We start from the raw sequence: 17852 nt of genomic DNA on the forward strand, positions 1-17852 counted from the left end.
TGAGGGGTGAATCAAAGTTGGCGGGTCATCTTGTTCAATTAGGTCGACGCAAACGCAGGTCATACGCTCGGATTCATGAAGTTCTGGACGTTCCAAACTTGATTGAAATCCAACAAAAATCATACGAGTGGTTTTTGGAAGAAGGATTGCGTGAAATGTTTCAGGATATTTCCCCGATACAGGATTTTACGGGGAATTTGGTATTGGAGTTTATCGATTACAGCTTAGGAGAGCCTAAGTATTCGGTTGACGAGTCCAAAGAACGTGATGTTACTTACGCAGCTCCGCTTCGTGTGAAAGTGCGCTTGATCAATAAGGAAACTGGTGAAGTCAAAGAACAAGAAGTATTTATGGGAGATTTCCCTTTGATGACGGAAACAGGGACTTTTATTATCAATGGTGCCGAACGGGTTATCGTCAGTCAGCTGGTTCGTTCTCCTAGCGTCTATTTTAGCACGAAAGTGGACAAAAACGGCAAGAAAACATATACGGCTACCGTTATTCCTAACCGCGGCGCATGGCTGGAGTTAGAGACGGATGCCAAAGATATCATTTATGTTCGTATTGACCGTACTAGGAAGATTCCGGTTACTGTCCTGCTGAGAGCTCTTGGCTTTGGTACGGACGCGGAAATCTTGGACCTGCTCGGTGACGATGAGTATATCCGGAATACGCTGGATAAGGATAATACCGATTCTACAGATAAAGCATTAATTGAAATCTATGAACGTCTGCGTCCGGGCGAGCCGCCTACGCTGGATAATGCGAGAAGCTTGCTGGTAGCTCGTTTCTTCGATCCGAAGCGCTACGATTTGGCTAATGTCGGTCGCTATAAAATCAATAAAAAGCTTCACATCAAGAATAGATTGTTCAATCAGAGATTGGCTGAAACCTTGGTGGATTCCGAAACCGGTGAAATCATTGCAGAAGCAGGTCAATTGCTGGACCGTCGTCTTCTTGACGAGATTCTCCCTTATCTGGAGAATAACGTTGGATTCAAAGAGTATACGGCAGTTAACGGTGTAACGGAGATGGAGCGTATTCCTTTCCAATGCATCAATGTGTACTCTCCTATCGAAGACGGCAAGATCGTAAAAGTCATCGCCAACGGCAAGATCGATAAGTCGGTCAAAAACATTACGCCTGCAGATATCATTTCATCCATTAACTACTTCATCAATCTTCTGCATGGCATTGGCAGCACCGATGACATCGACCACCTGGGCAACAGACGTTTGCGTTCCGTCGGCGAATTGCTGCAAAACCAATTCCGTATCGGTTTGTCCCGTATGGAGCGTGTAGTTCGTGAGCGTATGTCCATTCAAGACGCTAACGTGATTACGCCGCAGGCTCTGATCAACATCAGACCGGTTATCGCTTCGATTAAAGAGTTTTTCGGAAGCTCCCAGCTGTCTCAGTTTATGGACCAAACGAACCCGTTGGCTGAGCTGACGCACAAGCGTCGTTTGTCCGCATTGGGTCCCGGCGGTTTGACGAGAGAGCGCGCTGGCTTTGAAGTCCGTGACGTTCACCACTCTCACTATGGCCGTATGTGTCCTATCGAGACTCCAGAGGGTCCAAACATCGGGTTGATCAACTCCTTGTCCACTTTTGCGAGAATCAATGAGTATGGCTTCATCGAAGCTCCATACCGTTGGGTAGATCCGAAGACGGGAGTCGTCACGGAGCAAATCGCATATTTGACGGCGGACGAGGAAGATAACTACGTTGTTGCCCAGGCGAACGCGGAGCTGACGGAAGAAGGCAAGTTTGCGAATGATTCCGTTATCGTTCGTTATAAAGATGATATTTTGACGCTGCCTAAGGCACGCGTTGACTATATGGATGTTTCTCCGAAACAGGTTGTGTCCGTCGCTACGGCTCTGATTCCGTTCCTGGAAAACGACGACTCCAACCGTGCCCTCATGGGTTCGAACATGCAGCGGCAAGCAGTGCCTTTGCTTATCCCTAAAGCGCCTCTCGTAGGTACGGGAATGGAGCATAAAGCGGCAAAGGATTCCGGCGTATGTATCGTGTCCAAGGTAGATGGTGTTGTTGAGCGCGTAACGGCTAACGAGATCTGGGTACGTCGTCAGCAAATGATAGACGGTAAACTCGTTAACGGTGATTTGATCAAGCATAAGCTTCATAAGTTTATGCGTTCCAACCAAGGTACTTGCATCAACCAGCGTCCGATTTGCCATAAAGGCGAGAAGGTTCGTGTCGGGGATATTTTGGCTGACGGACCATCTACGGAAATGGGCGAATTAGCATTGGGCCGCAACGTGGTCGTAGCGTTCATGACTTGGGAAGGCTACAACTACGAGGATGCTATCTTGCTTAGCCAAAAGCTAGTTAAAGAGGATGTGTACACATCCATTCATATTGAGGAATACGAATCCGAAGCGAGAGATACGAAGCTTGGACCGGAGGAAATTACGCGCGATATTCCAAACGTAGGTGAGGATGCGCTGAAGAATCTGGATGAGCGCGGTATTATTCGTGTCGGTGCCGAAATCGGCGCAGGTGATATTCTTGTTGGTAAAGTAACACCTAAAGGGGTTACGGAACTAACGGCGGAAGAGCGCTTGCTGCATGCAATTTTCGGTGAAAAAGCCCGTGAAGTTCGTGATACGTCCCTTCGCGTGCCGCACGGAACCGACGGTATCGTCGTTGACGTGAAAGTATTTACCCGTGAGAACGGCGATGAATTGCCTCCGGGCGTAAATCAGCTGGTTCGTGTCTATATCGCTCAAAAGCGGAAAATCTCCGAAGGCGACAAAATGGCCGGACGTCACGGTAACAAAGGGGTTATCGCGCGCATTCTGCCGGAAGAGGACATGCCGTTCTTGCCGGACGGAACTCCTGTTCAAGTCGTCTTGAACCCTCTGGGCGTTCCTTCGCGGATGAACATCGGTCAGGCGTTCGAGGTTCACTTGGGTATGGCTGCCAACTTGCTTGGTATTCATACAGCTACACCGGTATTCGACGGTGCTCGTGAATATGACGTATTCGATACGATGGAAGAAGCAGGTATGAACCGCAGCGGTAAAACAAAACTGTATGATGGTCGTACGGGTGAAGAGTTCGAACGCGAAGTTACCGTTGGGATCATGTACATGATTAAACTGGCGCATATGGTTGACGATAAAATCCATGCCCGATCTACTGGTCCTTACTCTCTTGTCACGCAGCAGCCATTGGGAGGTAAAGCTCAATTCGGCGGACAGCGTTTCGGGGAGATGGAGGTTTGGGCGTTGGAAGCTTATGGTGCCGCTTATACACTGCAAGAAATTTTGACCGTGAAATCCGATGACGTTGTCGGTCGTGTCAAAACATATGAATCGATTGTAAAAGGTGAAAACGTTCCTGAGCCTGGTGTTCCGGAATCCTTTAAAGTATTGATCAAAGAGCTTCAGAGCTTGGGTATGGACGTTAAGATCCTCTCTGGAGACGAGCAAGAAATCGAAATGAAGGAAATGGACGACGAAGACGAGGTAACTAGCGATAAGCTGAACCTTAATCTCGAAGGCGCGGAGTTAGGTGTAGAATAACGCAATGTTCGTGAGACCGTCAGGCTCTACAGAGGCAGCCTTAATAAGGCTTATGCTTACAATGCAGTTTTGTTCCACAAAACTTTAAGGAGGGTTGCTCCTTGATGGACGTTAACAACTTCGAATTCATGAAAATAGGCTTGGCCTCTCCTGAAAAGATTCGTTCATGGTCCCGTGGGGAAGTCAAAAAGCCGGAAACAATTAACTACAGAACGTTGAAGCCTGAGAAGGAAGGCTTGTTCTGTGAAAAAATATTTGGCCCTACAAAGGACTGGGAATGTCACTGCGGCAAATACAAACGCGTTCGTTATAAAGGCGTAGTTTGTGATCGCTGCGGCGTGGAAGTTACCCGTCAAAAGGTCCGTCGCGAACGGATGGGTCACATTGAGCTGGCGGCGCCGGTATCCCATATCTGGTACTTCAAAGGGATCCCGAGCCGCATGGGCTTGGCTTTGGATATGTCTCCTCGCTCTCTCGAAGAGATTATCTACTTTGCATCCTATGTAGTAACTGATCCAGGAGATACACCTCTTGAGAAAAAGCAACTGCTGTCGGAGAAGGAATACCGCAGCTACCGTGAAAAATACGGCTATGCTTTCCAAGCAGGCATGGGTGCCGAAGCGGTGAAAAAGCTGCTTCAAGACATCGATATCGACAAAGAAGTGGATATGCTGAAAGAAGAGCTCAAAACCGCCCAAGGGCAGCGTCGTAATCGTGCCATTAAGCGTCTTGAAGTTATGGAAGCATTCCGCAATTCGAAAAATATGCCGGAGTGGATGGTTCTGGATGTACTTCCGGTCATCCCGCCAGAGCTTCGCCCGATGGTTCAATTGGATGGCGGACGTTTTGCCACTTCCGACTTGAACGATTTGTACCGCCGTGTTATTAACCGGAACAACCGTTTGAAGCGTTTGTTGGATCTCGGCGCACCGGACATCATCGTTCAGAACGAGAAGCGCATGCTGCAGGAAGCTGTCGATGCGTTGATCGACAACGGCCGCCGTGGCCGTCCTGTAACTGGTCCTGGTAACCGTCCGTTGAAATCCTTGAGCCACATGCTCAAAGGTAAGCAAGGGCGTTTCCGTCAAAACTTGCTCGGTAAACGGGTTGACTATTCCGGTCGTTCCGTTATCGTAGTAGGACCAAGCTTGAAAATGTACCAATGCGGTCTTCCTAAGGAAATGGCATTGGAACTGTTTAAGCCTTTCGTTATGAAAGAGCTTGTGAACAAAGGTCTTGCCCACAATATCAAAAGCGCAAAGCGTAAAGTTGAGCGTGTAAGCCCTGAGGTGTGGGATGTTCTCGAAGAAGTAATCAAGGAGCATCCAGTTCTTCTGAACCGTGCCCCTACGCTGCATAGATTGGGTATCCAGGCTTTCGAACCGATCCTGGTAGAAGGCCGCGCCATCAAGCTGCATCCGCTCGTATGTACGGCGTATAATGCGGACTTCGACGGTGACCAAATGGCCGTTCACGTACCGTTGTCCTCTGAGGCACAAGCAGAAGCACGAGTGCTCATGCTTGCATCGGGTAACATCTTGAACCCGAAAGACGGTAAGCCGGTTGTTACACCTTCGCAGGATATGGTCTTGGGCAGCTTCTATCTGACCACGGATAACAAGTTTGCTAAAGGCGCTTTGACTATCGTTCGTTCTGTGCACGAAGCGGTTTCCTTATACCAACGCGGAGCTGCTGCACTGCACGCGCGTATTGCGATCCCGGCGAAAGTGCTCAATAAAACGAGCTTTACGCCTGAGCAGCAGGAAGCTATGCTCATTACGACGATCGGTAAAGTCATTTTCAACGAAATTTACCCTTCCGATTTCCCGTATATCAACGAGCCGACTAAGACTAACCTGTTGAACGGTGCGTCGGACCGCTATTTCGTATTTGAAAAGGGCGCGAACATCCGTAAGATCATGGAAGAGCTGCCTGAGTGTAAAGCCATCGGCAAAGAGTACTTAGGCTCCATTATTGCCGAATGCTTCCGCAAATATCATACGACTCAAACGTCGGTTATTTTGGACCGCATCAAGGAGCTGGGCTTTACCTACTCGACCAAAGCGGGAATTACGATCGCTGTATCCGACGTAACGGTTCCACCTGAGAAGGATGCGCTTCTGAAAGAGTCGGAAGATAAAGTTAATGTGGTAACGAACCAATATCGCCGTGGTCTGATTACGGACGACGAACGGTATGACCGCGTTATTGCGATCTGGAGTAAAACGAAGGATGAAATCACGGATATCCTGATGAAGTCCCTAGATAAATATAATTCCATTAACATGATGGTGGAATCCAAAGCACGGGGTAACAAATCGCAGATTACACAGCTGGGCGGTATGCGCGGTCTGATGGCGACGCCAACCGGACGTATCTATGAGTTGCCGATCAAATCGAACTTCCGTGAAGGTTTGACGGTCTTGGAGTACTTTATTTCTACACACGGTGCTCGTAAAGGTCTGGCGGATACGGCGCTTCGTACAGCGGACTCCGGTTACTTGACTCGTCGTCTCGTCGACGTTGCGCAAGACGTTATCGTTCGTGACGAAGATTGCGGTACCGATAAAGGCTTTATGGTTAGCCGTATTCAAGACGGTAAAGAGGTCATCGAAGATCTGTACGATCGTATCGAAGGCCGCTACGCGTTCGAAACGATTCGCGATCCGCAAACCGGCGAGGTTATTATCGGCCGCAATGAATTGATCGAAGCAAATATCGCTGACAGAATCATTGAAGCTGGTATCGAAAAGCTGCAAATCCGTTCCGTACTCAGCTGCCGCTCCAGACACGGCGTCTGCAAAAAATGCTACGGCCGTAACCTGGCGACAGGCAATCACGTGGAAATCGGGGAAGCTGTCGGTATTATCGCCGCTCAGTCCATCGGTGAACCGGGAACTCAGTTGACGATGCGTACGTTCCATACAGGGGGCGTTGCGGGAGACGATATCACGCAAGGTTTGCCGCGTATCCAGGAGCTGTTCGAGGCTAGAAATCCGAAAGGTCAAGCGATCATCACGGAAATTGATGGTACTATTAAAGATATCCGTGAAGCGAAAGACCGTCGTGAAATCGAAGTCCATGGCGAAGCTGAATCCAAAACGTATGCAGTACCTTACGGATCCCGTATCCGTGTATCGGTGAACCAGCACGTTGAAGCCGGTGACGAGCTGACGGAAGGTTCCATCGACCCTAAAGAAATGCTGCGTATCAAAGGTATCCGCGGCGTGCAGAACTATATCCTTCAAGAGGTTCAACGCGTTTACCGTAACCAGGGCGTTGAAATCAACGATAAGCATATCGAAGTTATGGTTCGCCAGATGCTTCGCAAAATCCGTATCGTTGACGCTGGAGATACAACTCTGCTGCCAGGCTCGTTCGTTGACATTCATGAATACGAGGAAGCGAACAAAGTTGCTCTGTTCGCAGACCTGGAACCAGCCGTTGCAAGACCGGTGCTGTTAGGTATTACCAAAGCATCCCTTGAGACGGATTCGTTCCTGTCCGCGGCATCCTTCCAGGAAACGACACGCGTATTGACTGACGCGGCTATCAAAGGCAAGGTCGACCAGCTGCTCGGCTTGAAGGAAAATGTTATCATCGGTAAACTCATTCCTGCAGGAACAGGGATGCCGAGATACCGCAATATCCGTATTACGAACCCGAATGAACCGGAAACCGATGAGAATCTGTCTGTAGAGATGGAAACTGTTACGGTAGAATAATAGCAAGAAGCCTACTAGACACTTGATGTCGAATAGAGAATGGATAAATGCTTGTCTTCACCTAAGAAAATGTGAATTATTTTCTTTTTGTGAAGACAAGCAATTTTCTTGACACAGTGTTCATGGGATGCTAATATATCGAAGTGTGCCAATTTATAATAGTCACCTGTGCTTTGGAGGATGTTTTTATGTCTTATGAAAAAGTGAAACAGGCAGCGAACATAAGCATAGGCACGAAGCAAGCGACAAGAATGGTGGAGCTAGGCAAGGCCACAGAGGTCTTTGTTGCTCAAGATGCAGATCCGCGAATAACGATAAAGATGGTTAACCTCTGCAAGAAAATGGGGGTTAAGGTAACATACGTTGATTCCATGAAGTTGTTAGGTAAGGCGTGTGGTATTGAAGTTGGAGCTGCAATGGCAGCTGTAGTGAATGAGTCAAACTGATGTTTTTGTCTGCAGAACAGCGATGTGATGATGGCAAAAACTTTTACTTTGTTCATTTACGATTCGCCTGGATCTGTGGGCTTAAATCATGAAACGCAAATTTGGAAGGAGGTGGCGACATGCCAACAATTAACCAGCTCGTTCGTAAAGGACGTCAAGCAAAAGTCGAAAAATCGAAATCTCCGGCTCTTCAAAAAGGTTTTAACGCTCTGAAAAGAGAAGCTACAGACCTGAGCGCTCCTCAAAAGCGCGGTGTATGTACTCGTGTAGGTACAATGACACCGAAGAAACCGAACTCCGCACTTCGTAAATACGCTCGTGTGCGTTTGACTAACCGTGTAGAGGTTACTGCCTACATCCCGGGTATCGGACACAACCTGCAAGAGCACAGTGTTGTTCTGATCCGTGGTGGCCGGGTAAAAGACCTTCCAGGGGTACGTTATCACATCGTTCGTGGTGCTTTGGATACATCCGGCGTTAACAACCGTATGCAAGCTCGTTCGAAATACGGTACGAAGCGTCCAAAAGCGAAAAAGTCCTAAAAACCAAAATAGAATGAACTTTTTGAGAAAGGGGGATAACTATGCCTCGTAAAGGTCCAGTTACTCGCAGAGACGTATTGCCAGATCCTATTTATAATAGCAAGCTGGTAACTCGTTTGATCAACCGCATTATGATCGATGGCAAAAGAGGTGTCGCTCAGACAATCCTTTATAACGCCTTCAATCTGATTCAAGAACGTACAGGTAAAGAGCCGATGGAAGTGTTTGAAGCAGCCATCAAAAACATCATGCCTGTTCTTGAAGTAAAAGCCCGTCGTGTAGGTGGTGCGAACTACCAAGTACCTATCGAAGTAAGACCAGATCGTCGTACGACTTTGGGTCTTCGTTGGTTGGTAAACTACTCCCGCCTTCGCGGTGAGAAAACGATGGAAGAAAGATTGGCTCAAGAAATTATTGATGCCAGCAACAACACAGGTGCTTCCGTTAAGAAACGTGAAGATACGCATAAAATGGCAGAAGCCAACAAAGCGTTCGCGCACTATCGTTGGTAAAATTCAATTCCTGATAATAGGAAGGAGACAACCTAATGGCTAGAGAGTTCTCCTTAAAAGATACGCGTAATATCGGGATTATGGCGCATATTGATGCGGGTAAAACGACTACAACGGAGCGTATCTTGTTCTACACAGGCCGTACTCATAAAATCGGTGAAGTGCACGAAGGTGCTGCAACGATGGACTGGATGGAACAAGAGCAAGAGCGCGGTATTACAATTACGTCTGCCGCTACGACTGCTTCTTGGAAAGGTCACCGCATCAATATCATCGATACCCCGGGACACGTTGACTTCACCGTTGAGGTTGAACGTTCCCTACGCGTGTTGGATGGAGCAGTAGGTGTGTTCAGTGCGAAGGAAGGCGTTGAGCCTCAATCCGAGACAGTTTGGAGACAAGCTGACCGTTACGGAGTTCCTCGTATTGCATACGTAAATAAAATGGACATCATCGGCGCGGATTTCTTGGGTGTAATTGAGCAAATGCGTGCAAGACTTGGCGCAAATGCAGTAGCTATCCAATTGCCGATCGGTGCTGAAAGTGATTTCGTTGGTATTATCGACTTGGTTGAACAAGTTGCCCACATGTTTAAAGACGATTTGGGTAAAGAAGTCGAAATCGTTGAAATCCCTGAAGAATACAAAGCAAAAGCGGAAGAGCTTCGCCTTGAACTCGTGGAGAAAGTTGCTGAGCTTGATGAAGAGCTTACAATGAAATACCTCGAGGGTGAAGAATTGACTGTTGAAGAGATCAAAAAAGCTCTTCGTCAAGGCGTTTGCCAAGTTAAGATCTTCCCTGTTGTTTGCGGTTCTTCTTACCGTAACAAAGGCGTTCAATTGATGATTGACGCTGTTGTGGATTATTTGCCAGCTCCTATCGACGTTCCTGACATTAAAGGAACTTTGGAGGACGGTACGGAAGTTACTCGTAAATCTGCTGACGATCAACCGTTCGCTGCTCTTGCGTTCAAGATCATGACGGATCCGTTTGTAGGTAAATTGACATTCTTCCGCGTATATTCCGGTATCTTGAGCTCCGGTTCGTACGTAATCAACTCCACAAAAGGCAAACGTGAAAGAATCGGCCGTATCCTTCAGATGCACGCTAACAGCCGTCAAGAAATCAGCGAAGTTTACTCCGGTGATATCGCGGCAGCCGTTGGTTTGAAAGATACGACAACCGGTGACACACTTTGCGATGAGAAGCATCCGGTAATCCTGGAGTCCATGAACTTCCCAGAGCCGGTTATCCAGCTTGCTGTTGAGCCTAAAACCAAGGCTGACCAAGACAAAATGGGTATCGCTTTGCAAAAACTGTCTGAAGAGGATCCAACTTTCCGTGCTCACACGGACGAAGAGACAGGTCAAACGATTATCGCCGGTATGGGTGAACTTCACCTGGAGATCTTGGTTGACCGTATGCTTCGTGAGTTCAAGGTAGAAACCAACGTGGGTAAACCACAGGTTGCTTACCGTGAAACATTCCGTCAAGCGGCTAAAGTTGAAGGTAAATTCGTTCGCCAATCCGGTGGCCGTGGTCAATACGGACATTGTTGGGTTGAGTTCGAACCTCTTGAGCCGGGAACTGGCTTCCAGTTCGAAAGCAAAATCGTCGGTGGTGCTATTCCTCGTGAATACATTGCTCCGATCCAAGCTGGTATTGAAGAGTCTATGAAAAACGGCGTATACGCTGGCTTCCCGCTGGTTGATATCAAAGCAACTGTCGTTGACGGTTCTTACCATGATGTTGACTCCAGTGAGATGGCGTTTAAAATTGCCGGCTCCATGGCTTTGAAAGCAGCTGCTGAAAAATGCCGTCCGGCATTGCTAGAGCCAATCATGAAGGTTGAAGTTACCGTACCGGAAGAGTACATGGGCGACGTAATGGGCGACCTGAACTCCCGCCGCGGACGTATCGAAGGTATGGACACCCGTCACGGTGCACAAATCATTCGTGCGAAGGTACCTCTTTCTGAAATGTTTGGATACTCCACTACTTTGCGTTCCAGAACACAAGGTCGCGGCGTATATTCTATGGAAATTTCCCATTATGAAGAAGTGCCTAAGTCCATTGCAGAAGAAATTGTTGCAAAGCACAAAGGCGCCTAATAATAAATGTCTATTTAAGGAGGCAATCTAACCATGGCAAAAGCGAAATTTGAACGTAATAAACCCCATGTTAACATTGGTACCATCGGTCACGTTGACCACGGTAAAACAACTTTGACAGCTGCTATCACAACTGTATTGTCCAAAAGATACGGCGGTGCTGCAGTAGCATTTGACCAAATCGACAAAGCTCCAGAAGAGCGCGAGCGCGGTATCACTATCTCCACCGCACACGTTGAGTATGAAACTCCTAACCGTCACTATGCACACGTTGACTGCCCAGGTCACGCTGACTATGTTAAAAACATGATCACTGGTGCTGCACAAATGGACGGAGCAATCCTGGTTGTATCCGCAGCTGACGGCCCAATGCCGCAAACTCGCGAGCACATCCTGTTGTCCCGCCAAGTAGGCGTTCCTTACATCGTTGTATTCTTGAACAAATGCGACATGGTTGAAGACGAAGAGCTTCTTGAATTGGTTGAAATGGAAGTTCGCGACCTGTTGAACGAATACGAGTTCCCAGGCGACGACACTCCAATCGTTCGCGGCGCAGCTCGTGAAGCTTTGCAAAACCCAGACGGTCCTTGGGCTGACAAAATCGTTGAGCTGTTCGAGCAAATCGATACTTACATCCCAACTCCTGAGCGCGACACTGACAAGCCTTTCTTGATGCCTGTCGAGGACGTATTCTCCATCACTGGCCGTGGTACAGTTGCTACAGGTCGTGTAGAGCGCGGTACTGTTAAAGTTCAAGACGAGATCGAAATCGTTGGTCTTGTTGAAGAAACTCGCAAATCCGTTGTAACTGGCGTAGAGATGTTCCGCAAATTGCTGGATTCCGCTCAAGCTGGTGACAACATCGGTGCATTGCTTCGTGGTGTAGACCGTAAAGATATCGAGCGTGGACAAGTTTTGGCTAAACCGGGTTCGGTTAAACCTCACACTAACTTCTCTGCTCAAATCTACGTTTTGACTAAAGAAGAAGGTGGCCGTCACAAGCCTTTCTTCACTGGATACCGTCCTCAGTTCTACTTCCGTACAACTGACGTAACTGGTATCATCAACCTTCCTGAAGGTACTGAGATGGTTATGCCTGGTGATAACATCACCGTTACGGTTGAACTGATCTCCCCAATCGCTATCGAAGAAGGTACTCGCTTCGCGATTCGTGAAGGCGGACGTACTGTTGGTGCGGGCGCGGTTGCTACCATCAGCAAGTAATTTTTGATAGAAAGAATCCCTTCATCTTCTGTAAGATGAGGGGATTTATTTTTTTAGGCAAAAACATAAAGATTTGCTTGCTATTTTGTTTCATATTTTATATAATAGTGAGCGTTGGTCTGTGACGTTGCGATGACGTGAGAGGTTGCTGACACACCCGGCCCCTTTGCCATAGGGACGGCGTCAGGAGATTTTCACTGAGTATGTCCGATACTAAATTGGGCGATAGAAGGAGGGAATACTATGGCAAAGCAAAAAATTCGTATTCGTTTGAAGGCTTATGATCACAGAGTACTTGATCAATCCGCTGAGAAAATTGTAGAAACTGCGAAACGTTCCGGTGCAGGCGTATCGGGTCCGATTCCGCTGCCAACGGAGAAGCAAATCATCACGATTCTTCGTGCGGTTCACAAATACAAAGACTCTCGCGAGCAATTCGAAATGCGCACACACAAGCGCTTGATCGATATTGTTAATCCAACGCCGCAAACAGTAGATGCTTTGATGCGTTTGGATCTGCCGTCCGGTGTGGACATCGAAATCAAACTATAATTCACATTGTGAATAAATAAATGAGCGTATATAAGGAAAAGAGGTGTCAACGATGAAAGGTATCTTAGGGAAAAAACTTGGAATGACCCAAGTGTTTACTCCAGAAGGTTTGGTGATTCCAGTAACGGTTATCCAAGCAGGTCCTTGCACAGTGCTGCAAAAGAAGGATGCTGAAAACGACGGTTACGAGGCGATCCAAATCGGCTTTGACGATAAGAAAGAAAAGAACGCGATTAAGCCTGAGTTGGGCCATGCGAAAAAAGCGGGCGCAACACCTAAGCGCTACGTAAAAGAAATTCGCGGTATGTCCGGATTTGAAGTTGGCCAAGAAATTAAAGCTGACTTGTTCGCGGCAGGCGAGTTCGTTGACGTAACAGGTACTTCCAAAGGTAAAGGATTCCAAGGCGTTATTAAAAGACATAATCAATCCACAGGTCCAATGGCTCACGGTTCCCGTTATCACCGCGGTCCAGGTTCCATGGGTTCGATCCAAGCTAACCGCGTTCCTAAAGGTAAAAACCTGCCAGGACATATGGGTAGCGAAACAGTAACCTTGCAAAATCTTGAAGTTATCAAAGTAGACACTGATCGTAACGTTATCTTGGTTAAAGGCTCCATCCCTGGTGCTAAAAACAGCTACGTTAGCGTGAAATCTACAGTTAAGAAATAAGTAAAGCAGGAAAGGAGGATTAACAGATGCCAAAAGTAGCATTATACAACGTTAGTGGTTCCCAAGTGGGAGAAGTTGAGTTGTCGGATTCCGTATTCGGTATCGAACCGCACACTCACGTATTGAACGAAGCAGTGTTGATGCAACGTGCTTCCCTTCGTCTTGGTACACATAAAGTAAAAGGTCGTTCTGAAGTTCGCGGCGGCGGTCGTAAGCCTTGGAAACAAAAAGGTACAGGCCGTGCTCGTCAAGGTAGTATTCGCGCTCCTCAATGGAAAGGTGGCGGTACCGTATTTGGTCCGACTCCGCGCAGCTACTCTTACAAACTTCCTAAGAAAGTCCGTCGTCTTGCGATTAAATCTGCATTATCTTCCAAGGTAATCGGAAATGAAATCATCGTGTTGGATCAATTGCAATTGACTCAACCTAAGACGAAAGAATTTGCAGCTATTCTTAGCAACTTGAAAGTGGATCGTAAAGCTTTGGTAGTAACAGCTGGTTACGAAGAAAACGTGGCATTGTCCGCACGCAACATTCCTGGCATCAAATTTGTGGTGGCTGAAGGAATTAACGTGCTTGATGTTATGGTATATGACAAGCTGATCATTACTAAGGATGCGGTACAGAAGGTAGAGGAGGTGTTTGCGTAATGAAGAACCCTCGCGACATTATTAAGCGCCCTGTGATCACTGAACGTACGAGTGATATGATGGCCGAGAAGAAATATGTCTTCGAAGTGGAACTCCGTGCGAACAAGACGGAAATTAAACAGGCCATTGAGTCTATTTTCAAAGTGAAAGTAACGAATGTTAACACATTGAGAATGCCTGCTAAGCCTAAGCGCTACGGTCGTCATTCCGGATATACATCCGAGTGGAAAAAAGCGATTGTTTCCTTGAGCGCAGACAGCAAAGAACTCGAATTCTTCGAGAACGCGTAATCTAATTTTTTGAAGTAAGGAGGGAATCCAAGTGCCAATCAAAAAATATAAACCAACATCACCAGCACGTCGTGCTATGTCGGTTTCTACATTCGAAGAAATTACAACTTCAACACCTGAGAAATCGTTGTTGGCTCCACTTAGCAAGAAAGCGGGCCGCAACAATCAAGGTAAAATTACGGTTCGTCACCAAGGCGGTGGCCACAAGCGTAAATACCGGATTATCGATTTCAAACGGACCAAAGACGGAATACCTGGACGCGTTGCTACAATCGAGTATGATCCAAACCGTTCGGCTAACATCGCTTTGATTCATTACGCGGATGGTGAGAAACGTTACATCATCGCTCCTAAAGGTTTGAAAGTGGGAGACCAAATTTTCTCCGGCGCAGATGCGGATATCAAAATCGGTAATGCATTGCCGCTTGAGAACATTCCTGTAGGTACGGTTATCCACAACATCGAGCTGAAGCCAGGTAAAGGCGGACAATTGGTTCGTGCAGCTGGTACAGAAGCTCAATTGCTTGGTAAAGAAGATGAGTATGTAACAGTTCGTCTTTCTTCCGGCGAAGTAAGAAAAGTACTGAAAGTTTGCCGCGCTACAATCGGTTCCGTAGGTAACGAAGACTACGAATTGGTTAAGATCGGTAAAGCTGGACGTTCCCGCTGGTTGGGTCAAAGACCTGAAGTGCGCGGGGTAGTAATGAACCCTAACGATCACCCTCACGGTGGTGGTGAAGGCCGCGCTCCAATCGGACGTAAATCCCCGATGTCTCCATGGGGTAAACCGACTCTGGGTTATAAAACTCGTAAAAAAGGTAAAGCTTCTGATAAATATATCGTTCGTCGTCGTACGAAGTAATATGAATCTCGTCACGATTATTGAAGGGAGGAACGAAACATGGGTCGCAGTTTAAAAAAGGGTCCTTTCGTGGATGACTATCTTTTGAAGAAAGTCGAAGCGCAAGGTGATACTACGAAAAAACAAGTCATCAAAACTTGGTCTCGCCGTTCTACCATTTTCCCGCAATTCATTGGTCACACTTTTGCGGTGTATGATGGCAGAAAGCACGTACCGGTGTATGTAACGGAAGATATGGTTGGACACAAACTGGGTGAGTTTGCTCCAACTCGTACTTACAAAGGTCATGATGACGACAAGAAAACAGGCAAGCGCTAATCGTAGCGTTTGGTAATATGAGTGTCAATGAGAGGAGGTACTTCCATGCCAGAAGCAAAATCCATTGCAAGATTCGTACGTATTGCTCCTCGTAAGGTGCAATTGGTTATCGACTTGATCCGCGGCAAGCAAGTAGGAGAAGCTATTGCGATTCTGCGTCATACGCCGAAAGCAGCATCCCCGATTGTGGAGAAGGTATTGAACTCCGCTATCGCTAATGCTGAGCATAACTACTCTATGGACCCTAACAACCTGGTGATTTCCCAAACCTTTGTTAACCAAGGTCCAACAATGAAGAGATTCCGTCCTCGCGCTATGGGACGTGCGAGCCGTATCAATAAACGTACCAGCCACATTACTGTAGTGGTATCTGAAAAATAAGGAGGGATAACGTGTGGGTCAGAAAGTAAACCCGGTAGGACTTAGAATTGGTATTATCCGCGATTGGGAATCCAAGTGGTACGCTGGCAAAGATTTCGGCGATCTGCTGCTTGAGGACGTGAAAATCCGCGAGTATTTGAAAGAAAAGCTGAAGGAATCGGCTGTTTCTCATATTGATATTGAACGTGCTGCGAACCGTGTTAATGTTACTATTCATACGGCGAAGCCTGGTATGGTTATCGGTAAAGGTGGCTCTGAGGTTGAAGTTATTCGTAACTACATCTCCAAGCTGACTAACGGTAAGAAAATCCACATCAATATCTCTGAAATCAAAAACCCTGAGCTGGACGCAATCTTGGTTGCAGAAAGCATTGCTCAACAATTGGAGCGTCGTGTTTCGTTCCGTCGTGCGATGAAACAAGCGATCCAAAGAACGATCAGAGCTGGAGCAAAAGGGATCAAAACATCAGTAAGCGGTCGTTTGGGTGGAGCGGAAATCGCCAGAACGGAAGGATACAGCGAGGGTACAGTTCCTCTTCATACATTGCGTGCGGATATCGACTATGGTACAGCGGAAGCTCATACTACTTATGGTCGTATCGGTGTAAAAGTATGGATCTATCGTGGCGAAGTTCTTCCAACGGCTAAGAAAAAGGCTGTAACGGAAGGAGGCAACTAATCATGTTAGTTCCTAAACGTGTAAAACACCGTAAAGAACATCGTGGTAACATGCGCGGCCGTGCTAAAGGCGGTACGGAAGTGCATTTCGGAGAATATGGTTTGCAAGCTATGGAACCAGCTTGGGTAACTAACCGTCAAATCGAAGCTGCCCGTATTGCTATGACTCGTTATATCAGACGTGGCGGTAAAGTTTGGATCAAAATTTTCCCTGCGAAGCCAATTACTCAAAAGCCTCTTGAGGTCCGGATGGGTAGCGGTAAAGGTAACGTGGAAAAATGGGTTGCTGTTGTTAAGCCAGGTAAAATCATGTTCGAACTTGCCGGCGTAAGTGAAGAGATTGCTCGCGAAGCAATGCGTCTTGCTTCTCACAAGCTGCCGATCAAAACGAAGTTTGTTAAAAGAGAAGATGTAGGTGGTGAAGCAAATGAAAGCTAGTGAATTTCGCAACTTAACCACTGCTGAGATTGAACAAAAGGTTGCCGGATTTAAGGAACAACTCTTTAACCTCCGTTTTCAACTGGCTACCGGTCAACTGGAGAACCCAGTTCAGATTCGAGAAGTCCGCAAAGAGATTGCTCGTGCAAAGACTATTTTGCGTGAAAGAGAACTGGGTATCATTAGTTAATGAATGAGAGAGGAGGATCTCCCAATGAGTGAACGTAACGAACGTAAAACTCAGGTAGGTAAAGTCGTAAGTAACAAAATGGATAAAACCATCGTTGTTGCTGTTGAGACTTACAAAAAGCACGATCTTTACCACAAGAGAATCAAATATACTAAGAAATTCAAAGCCCATGACGAAAACAACGAAGCTCAAATCGGTGACGTTGTAAGAGTAATGGAAACTCGTCCGATCTCCAAAGACAAGCGCTGGAGACTGGTTGAAGTTGTAGAAAAAGCGATTATCGTTTAAGATATGCTAATTGTATCAATTCCGGAAGGAGGGTTTAGACAATGATTCAACCTCTATCTCGTTTAAATGTGGCTGACAACTCTGGCGCTAAGAAACTTATGTGCATCCGCGTATTGGGTGGTACTGGCCGTCGCGTAGGACACATCGGTGATTTGATCATCTGCTCCGTGAAAGAAGCAACACCAGGGGGCGTTGTCAAAAAGGGCGATGTAGTTAAAGCAGTTATCGTTCGTACGAAAAGCGGCGCTCGTCGTAAAGACGGTTCTTACATCAGCTTTGATGAGAATGCAGCGGTTATCGTAAAAGAAGATAAGAGTCCTCGTGGTACTCGTATCTTTGGACCAGTTGCTCGTGAACTTCGTGACAGAGATTTCATGAAAATTGTTTCTCTTGCACCAGAAGTTATCTAATAAAGAAGACC

The 17852-nt window shown here is 47.0% G+C and carries 19 protein-coding genes; all 19 read left to right on the forward strand.

All coding sequences use genetic code 11. The features are described from left to right. Positions 1-17: 17 nt before the first annotated feature. The 19 genes from rpoB (at position 18) to rplN (ending at position 17841) form a co-directional block, all read left to right on the forward strand. The gene (rpoB, locus tag ABEA66_RS30595; protein ID WP_345593582.1) at positions 18-3554 is read left to right on the forward strand and encodes a DNA-directed RNA polymerase subunit beta; all 3537 of its coding nucleotides are present in this window, start codon (positions 18-20) and stop codon (positions 3552-3554) included. A gap of 101 nt (positions 3555-3655) precedes the next feature. Further along, a complete protein-coding gene (rpoC, locus tag ABEA66_RS30600) occupies positions 3656-7279 on the forward strand; it encodes a DNA-directed RNA polymerase subunit beta' (RefSeq protein ID WP_345593584.1) in 3624 nt (1207 codons plus the stop codon). Between the two features lie 188 nt (positions 7280-7467). Beyond that, positions 7468-7725 (forward strand): ribosomal L7Ae/L30e/S12e/Gadd45 family protein, encoded by a 258-nt coding sequence (locus tag ABEA66_RS30605; RefSeq protein ID WP_079914989.1) that lies wholly within the window; start codon positions 7468-7470, stop codon positions 7723-7725. 119 nt (positions 7726-7844) lie between these two features. After that, positions 7845-8267, forward strand: coding sequence for a 30S ribosomal protein S12 (gene rpsL, locus ABEA66_RS30610; protein WP_079914988.1), 423 nt, complete (start codon positions 7845-7847; stop codon positions 8265-8267). 41 nt (positions 8268-8308) lie between these two features. Next, the gene (gene rpsG / locus ABEA66_RS30615) at positions 8309-8779 is read left to right on the forward strand and encodes a 30S ribosomal protein S7 (RefSeq protein WP_079914987.1); all 471 of its coding nucleotides are present in this window, start codon (positions 8309-8311) and stop codon (positions 8777-8779) included. A gap of 35 nt (positions 8780-8814) precedes the next feature. Next, positions 8815-10890: an elongation factor G gene (gene fusA / locus ABEA66_RS30620; protein ID WP_079914986.1), complete on the forward strand. Its 2076-nt coding sequence runs from the start codon at positions 8815-8817 to the stop codon at positions 10888-10890. Between the two features lie 33 nt (positions 10891-10923). Next, positions 10924-12114, forward strand: a complete 1191-nt coding sequence (tuf, locus tag ABEA66_RS30625; protein ID WP_079914985.1) for an elongation factor Tu — start codon at positions 10924-10926, stop codon at positions 12112-12114. A 243-nt stretch (positions 12115-12357) separates the two neighbouring features. Continuing rightward, on the forward strand, positions 12358-12666 hold the full coding sequence (gene rpsJ, locus ABEA66_RS30630) for a 30S ribosomal protein S10 (RefSeq protein WP_006212922.1): 309 nt from the start codon (positions 12358-12360) through the stop codon (positions 12664-12666). Between the two features lie 52 nt (positions 12667-12718). Next, complete coding sequence (gene rplC / locus ABEA66_RS30635; RefSeq protein ID WP_079914984.1) at positions 12719-13336, forward strand: 50S ribosomal protein L3; 618 nt, start codon at positions 12719-12721, stop codon at positions 13334-13336. 26 nt (positions 13337-13362) lie between these two features. Further along, positions 13363-13986, forward strand: coding sequence for a 50S ribosomal protein L4 (gene rplD, locus ABEA66_RS30640; RefSeq protein ID WP_079914983.1), 624 nt, complete (start codon positions 13363-13365; stop codon positions 13984-13986). Beyond that, complete coding sequence (gene rplW / locus ABEA66_RS30645; protein WP_028552014.1) at positions 13986-14276, forward strand: 50S ribosomal protein L23; 291 nt, start codon at positions 13986-13988, stop codon at positions 14274-14276. The genes rplD and rplW overlap by 1 nt, the downstream gene beginning before the upstream one ends. 31 nt (positions 14277-14307) lie before the next feature. Further along, on the forward strand, positions 14308-15138 hold the full coding sequence (gene rplB, locus ABEA66_RS30650) for a 50S ribosomal protein L2 (protein WP_079914982.1): 831 nt from the start codon (positions 14308-14310) through the stop codon (positions 15136-15138). 39 nt (positions 15139-15177) lie between these two features. After that, positions 15178-15456, forward strand: coding sequence for a 30S ribosomal protein S19 (gene rpsS, locus ABEA66_RS30655; RefSeq protein ID WP_079914981.1), 279 nt, complete (start codon positions 15178-15180; stop codon positions 15454-15456). A gap of 45 nt (positions 15457-15501) precedes the next feature. Then, positions 15502-15837 (forward strand): 50S ribosomal protein L22, encoded by a 336-nt coding sequence (gene rplV / locus ABEA66_RS30660; RefSeq protein WP_079914980.1) that lies wholly within the window; start codon positions 15502-15504, stop codon positions 15835-15837. Positions 15838-15850: 13 nt separating this feature from the next. Continuing rightward, entirely contained in the window at positions 15851-16516 is a 666-nt protein-coding gene (rpsC, locus tag ABEA66_RS30665; RefSeq protein WP_079914979.1) for a 30S ribosomal protein S3, read from the forward strand. A 2-nt stretch (positions 16517-16518) separates the two neighbouring features. After that, positions 16519-16953, forward strand: a complete 435-nt coding sequence (rplP, locus tag ABEA66_RS30670) for a 50S ribosomal protein L16 (RefSeq protein WP_079914978.1) — start codon at positions 16519-16521, stop codon at positions 16951-16953. After that, positions 16943-17143 (forward strand): 50S ribosomal protein L29, encoded by a 201-nt coding sequence (rpmC, locus tag ABEA66_RS30675; RefSeq protein WP_079914977.1) that lies wholly within the window; start codon positions 16943-16945, stop codon positions 17141-17143. The genes rplP and rpmC overlap by 11 nt, the downstream gene beginning before the upstream one ends. A gap of 24 nt (positions 17144-17167) precedes the next feature. After that, positions 17168-17431 (forward strand): 30S ribosomal protein S17, encoded by a 264-nt coding sequence (gene rpsQ, locus ABEA66_RS30680; RefSeq protein WP_079914976.1) that lies wholly within the window; start codon positions 17168-17170, stop codon positions 17429-17431. A 41-nt stretch (positions 17432-17472) separates the two neighbouring features. After that, on the forward strand, positions 17473-17841 hold the full coding sequence (gene rplN, locus ABEA66_RS30685; RefSeq protein WP_079914975.1) for a 50S ribosomal protein L14: 369 nt from the start codon (positions 17473-17475) through the stop codon (positions 17839-17841). The last annotated feature ends 11 nt before the right edge of the window (positions 17842-17852 follow it).

It is taken from the genome of Paenibacillus vulneris (assembly GCF_039543185.1).
GTDB lineage: Bacteria > Bacillota > Bacilli > Paenibacillales > NBRC-103111 > Paenibacillus_S > Paenibacillus_S vulneris.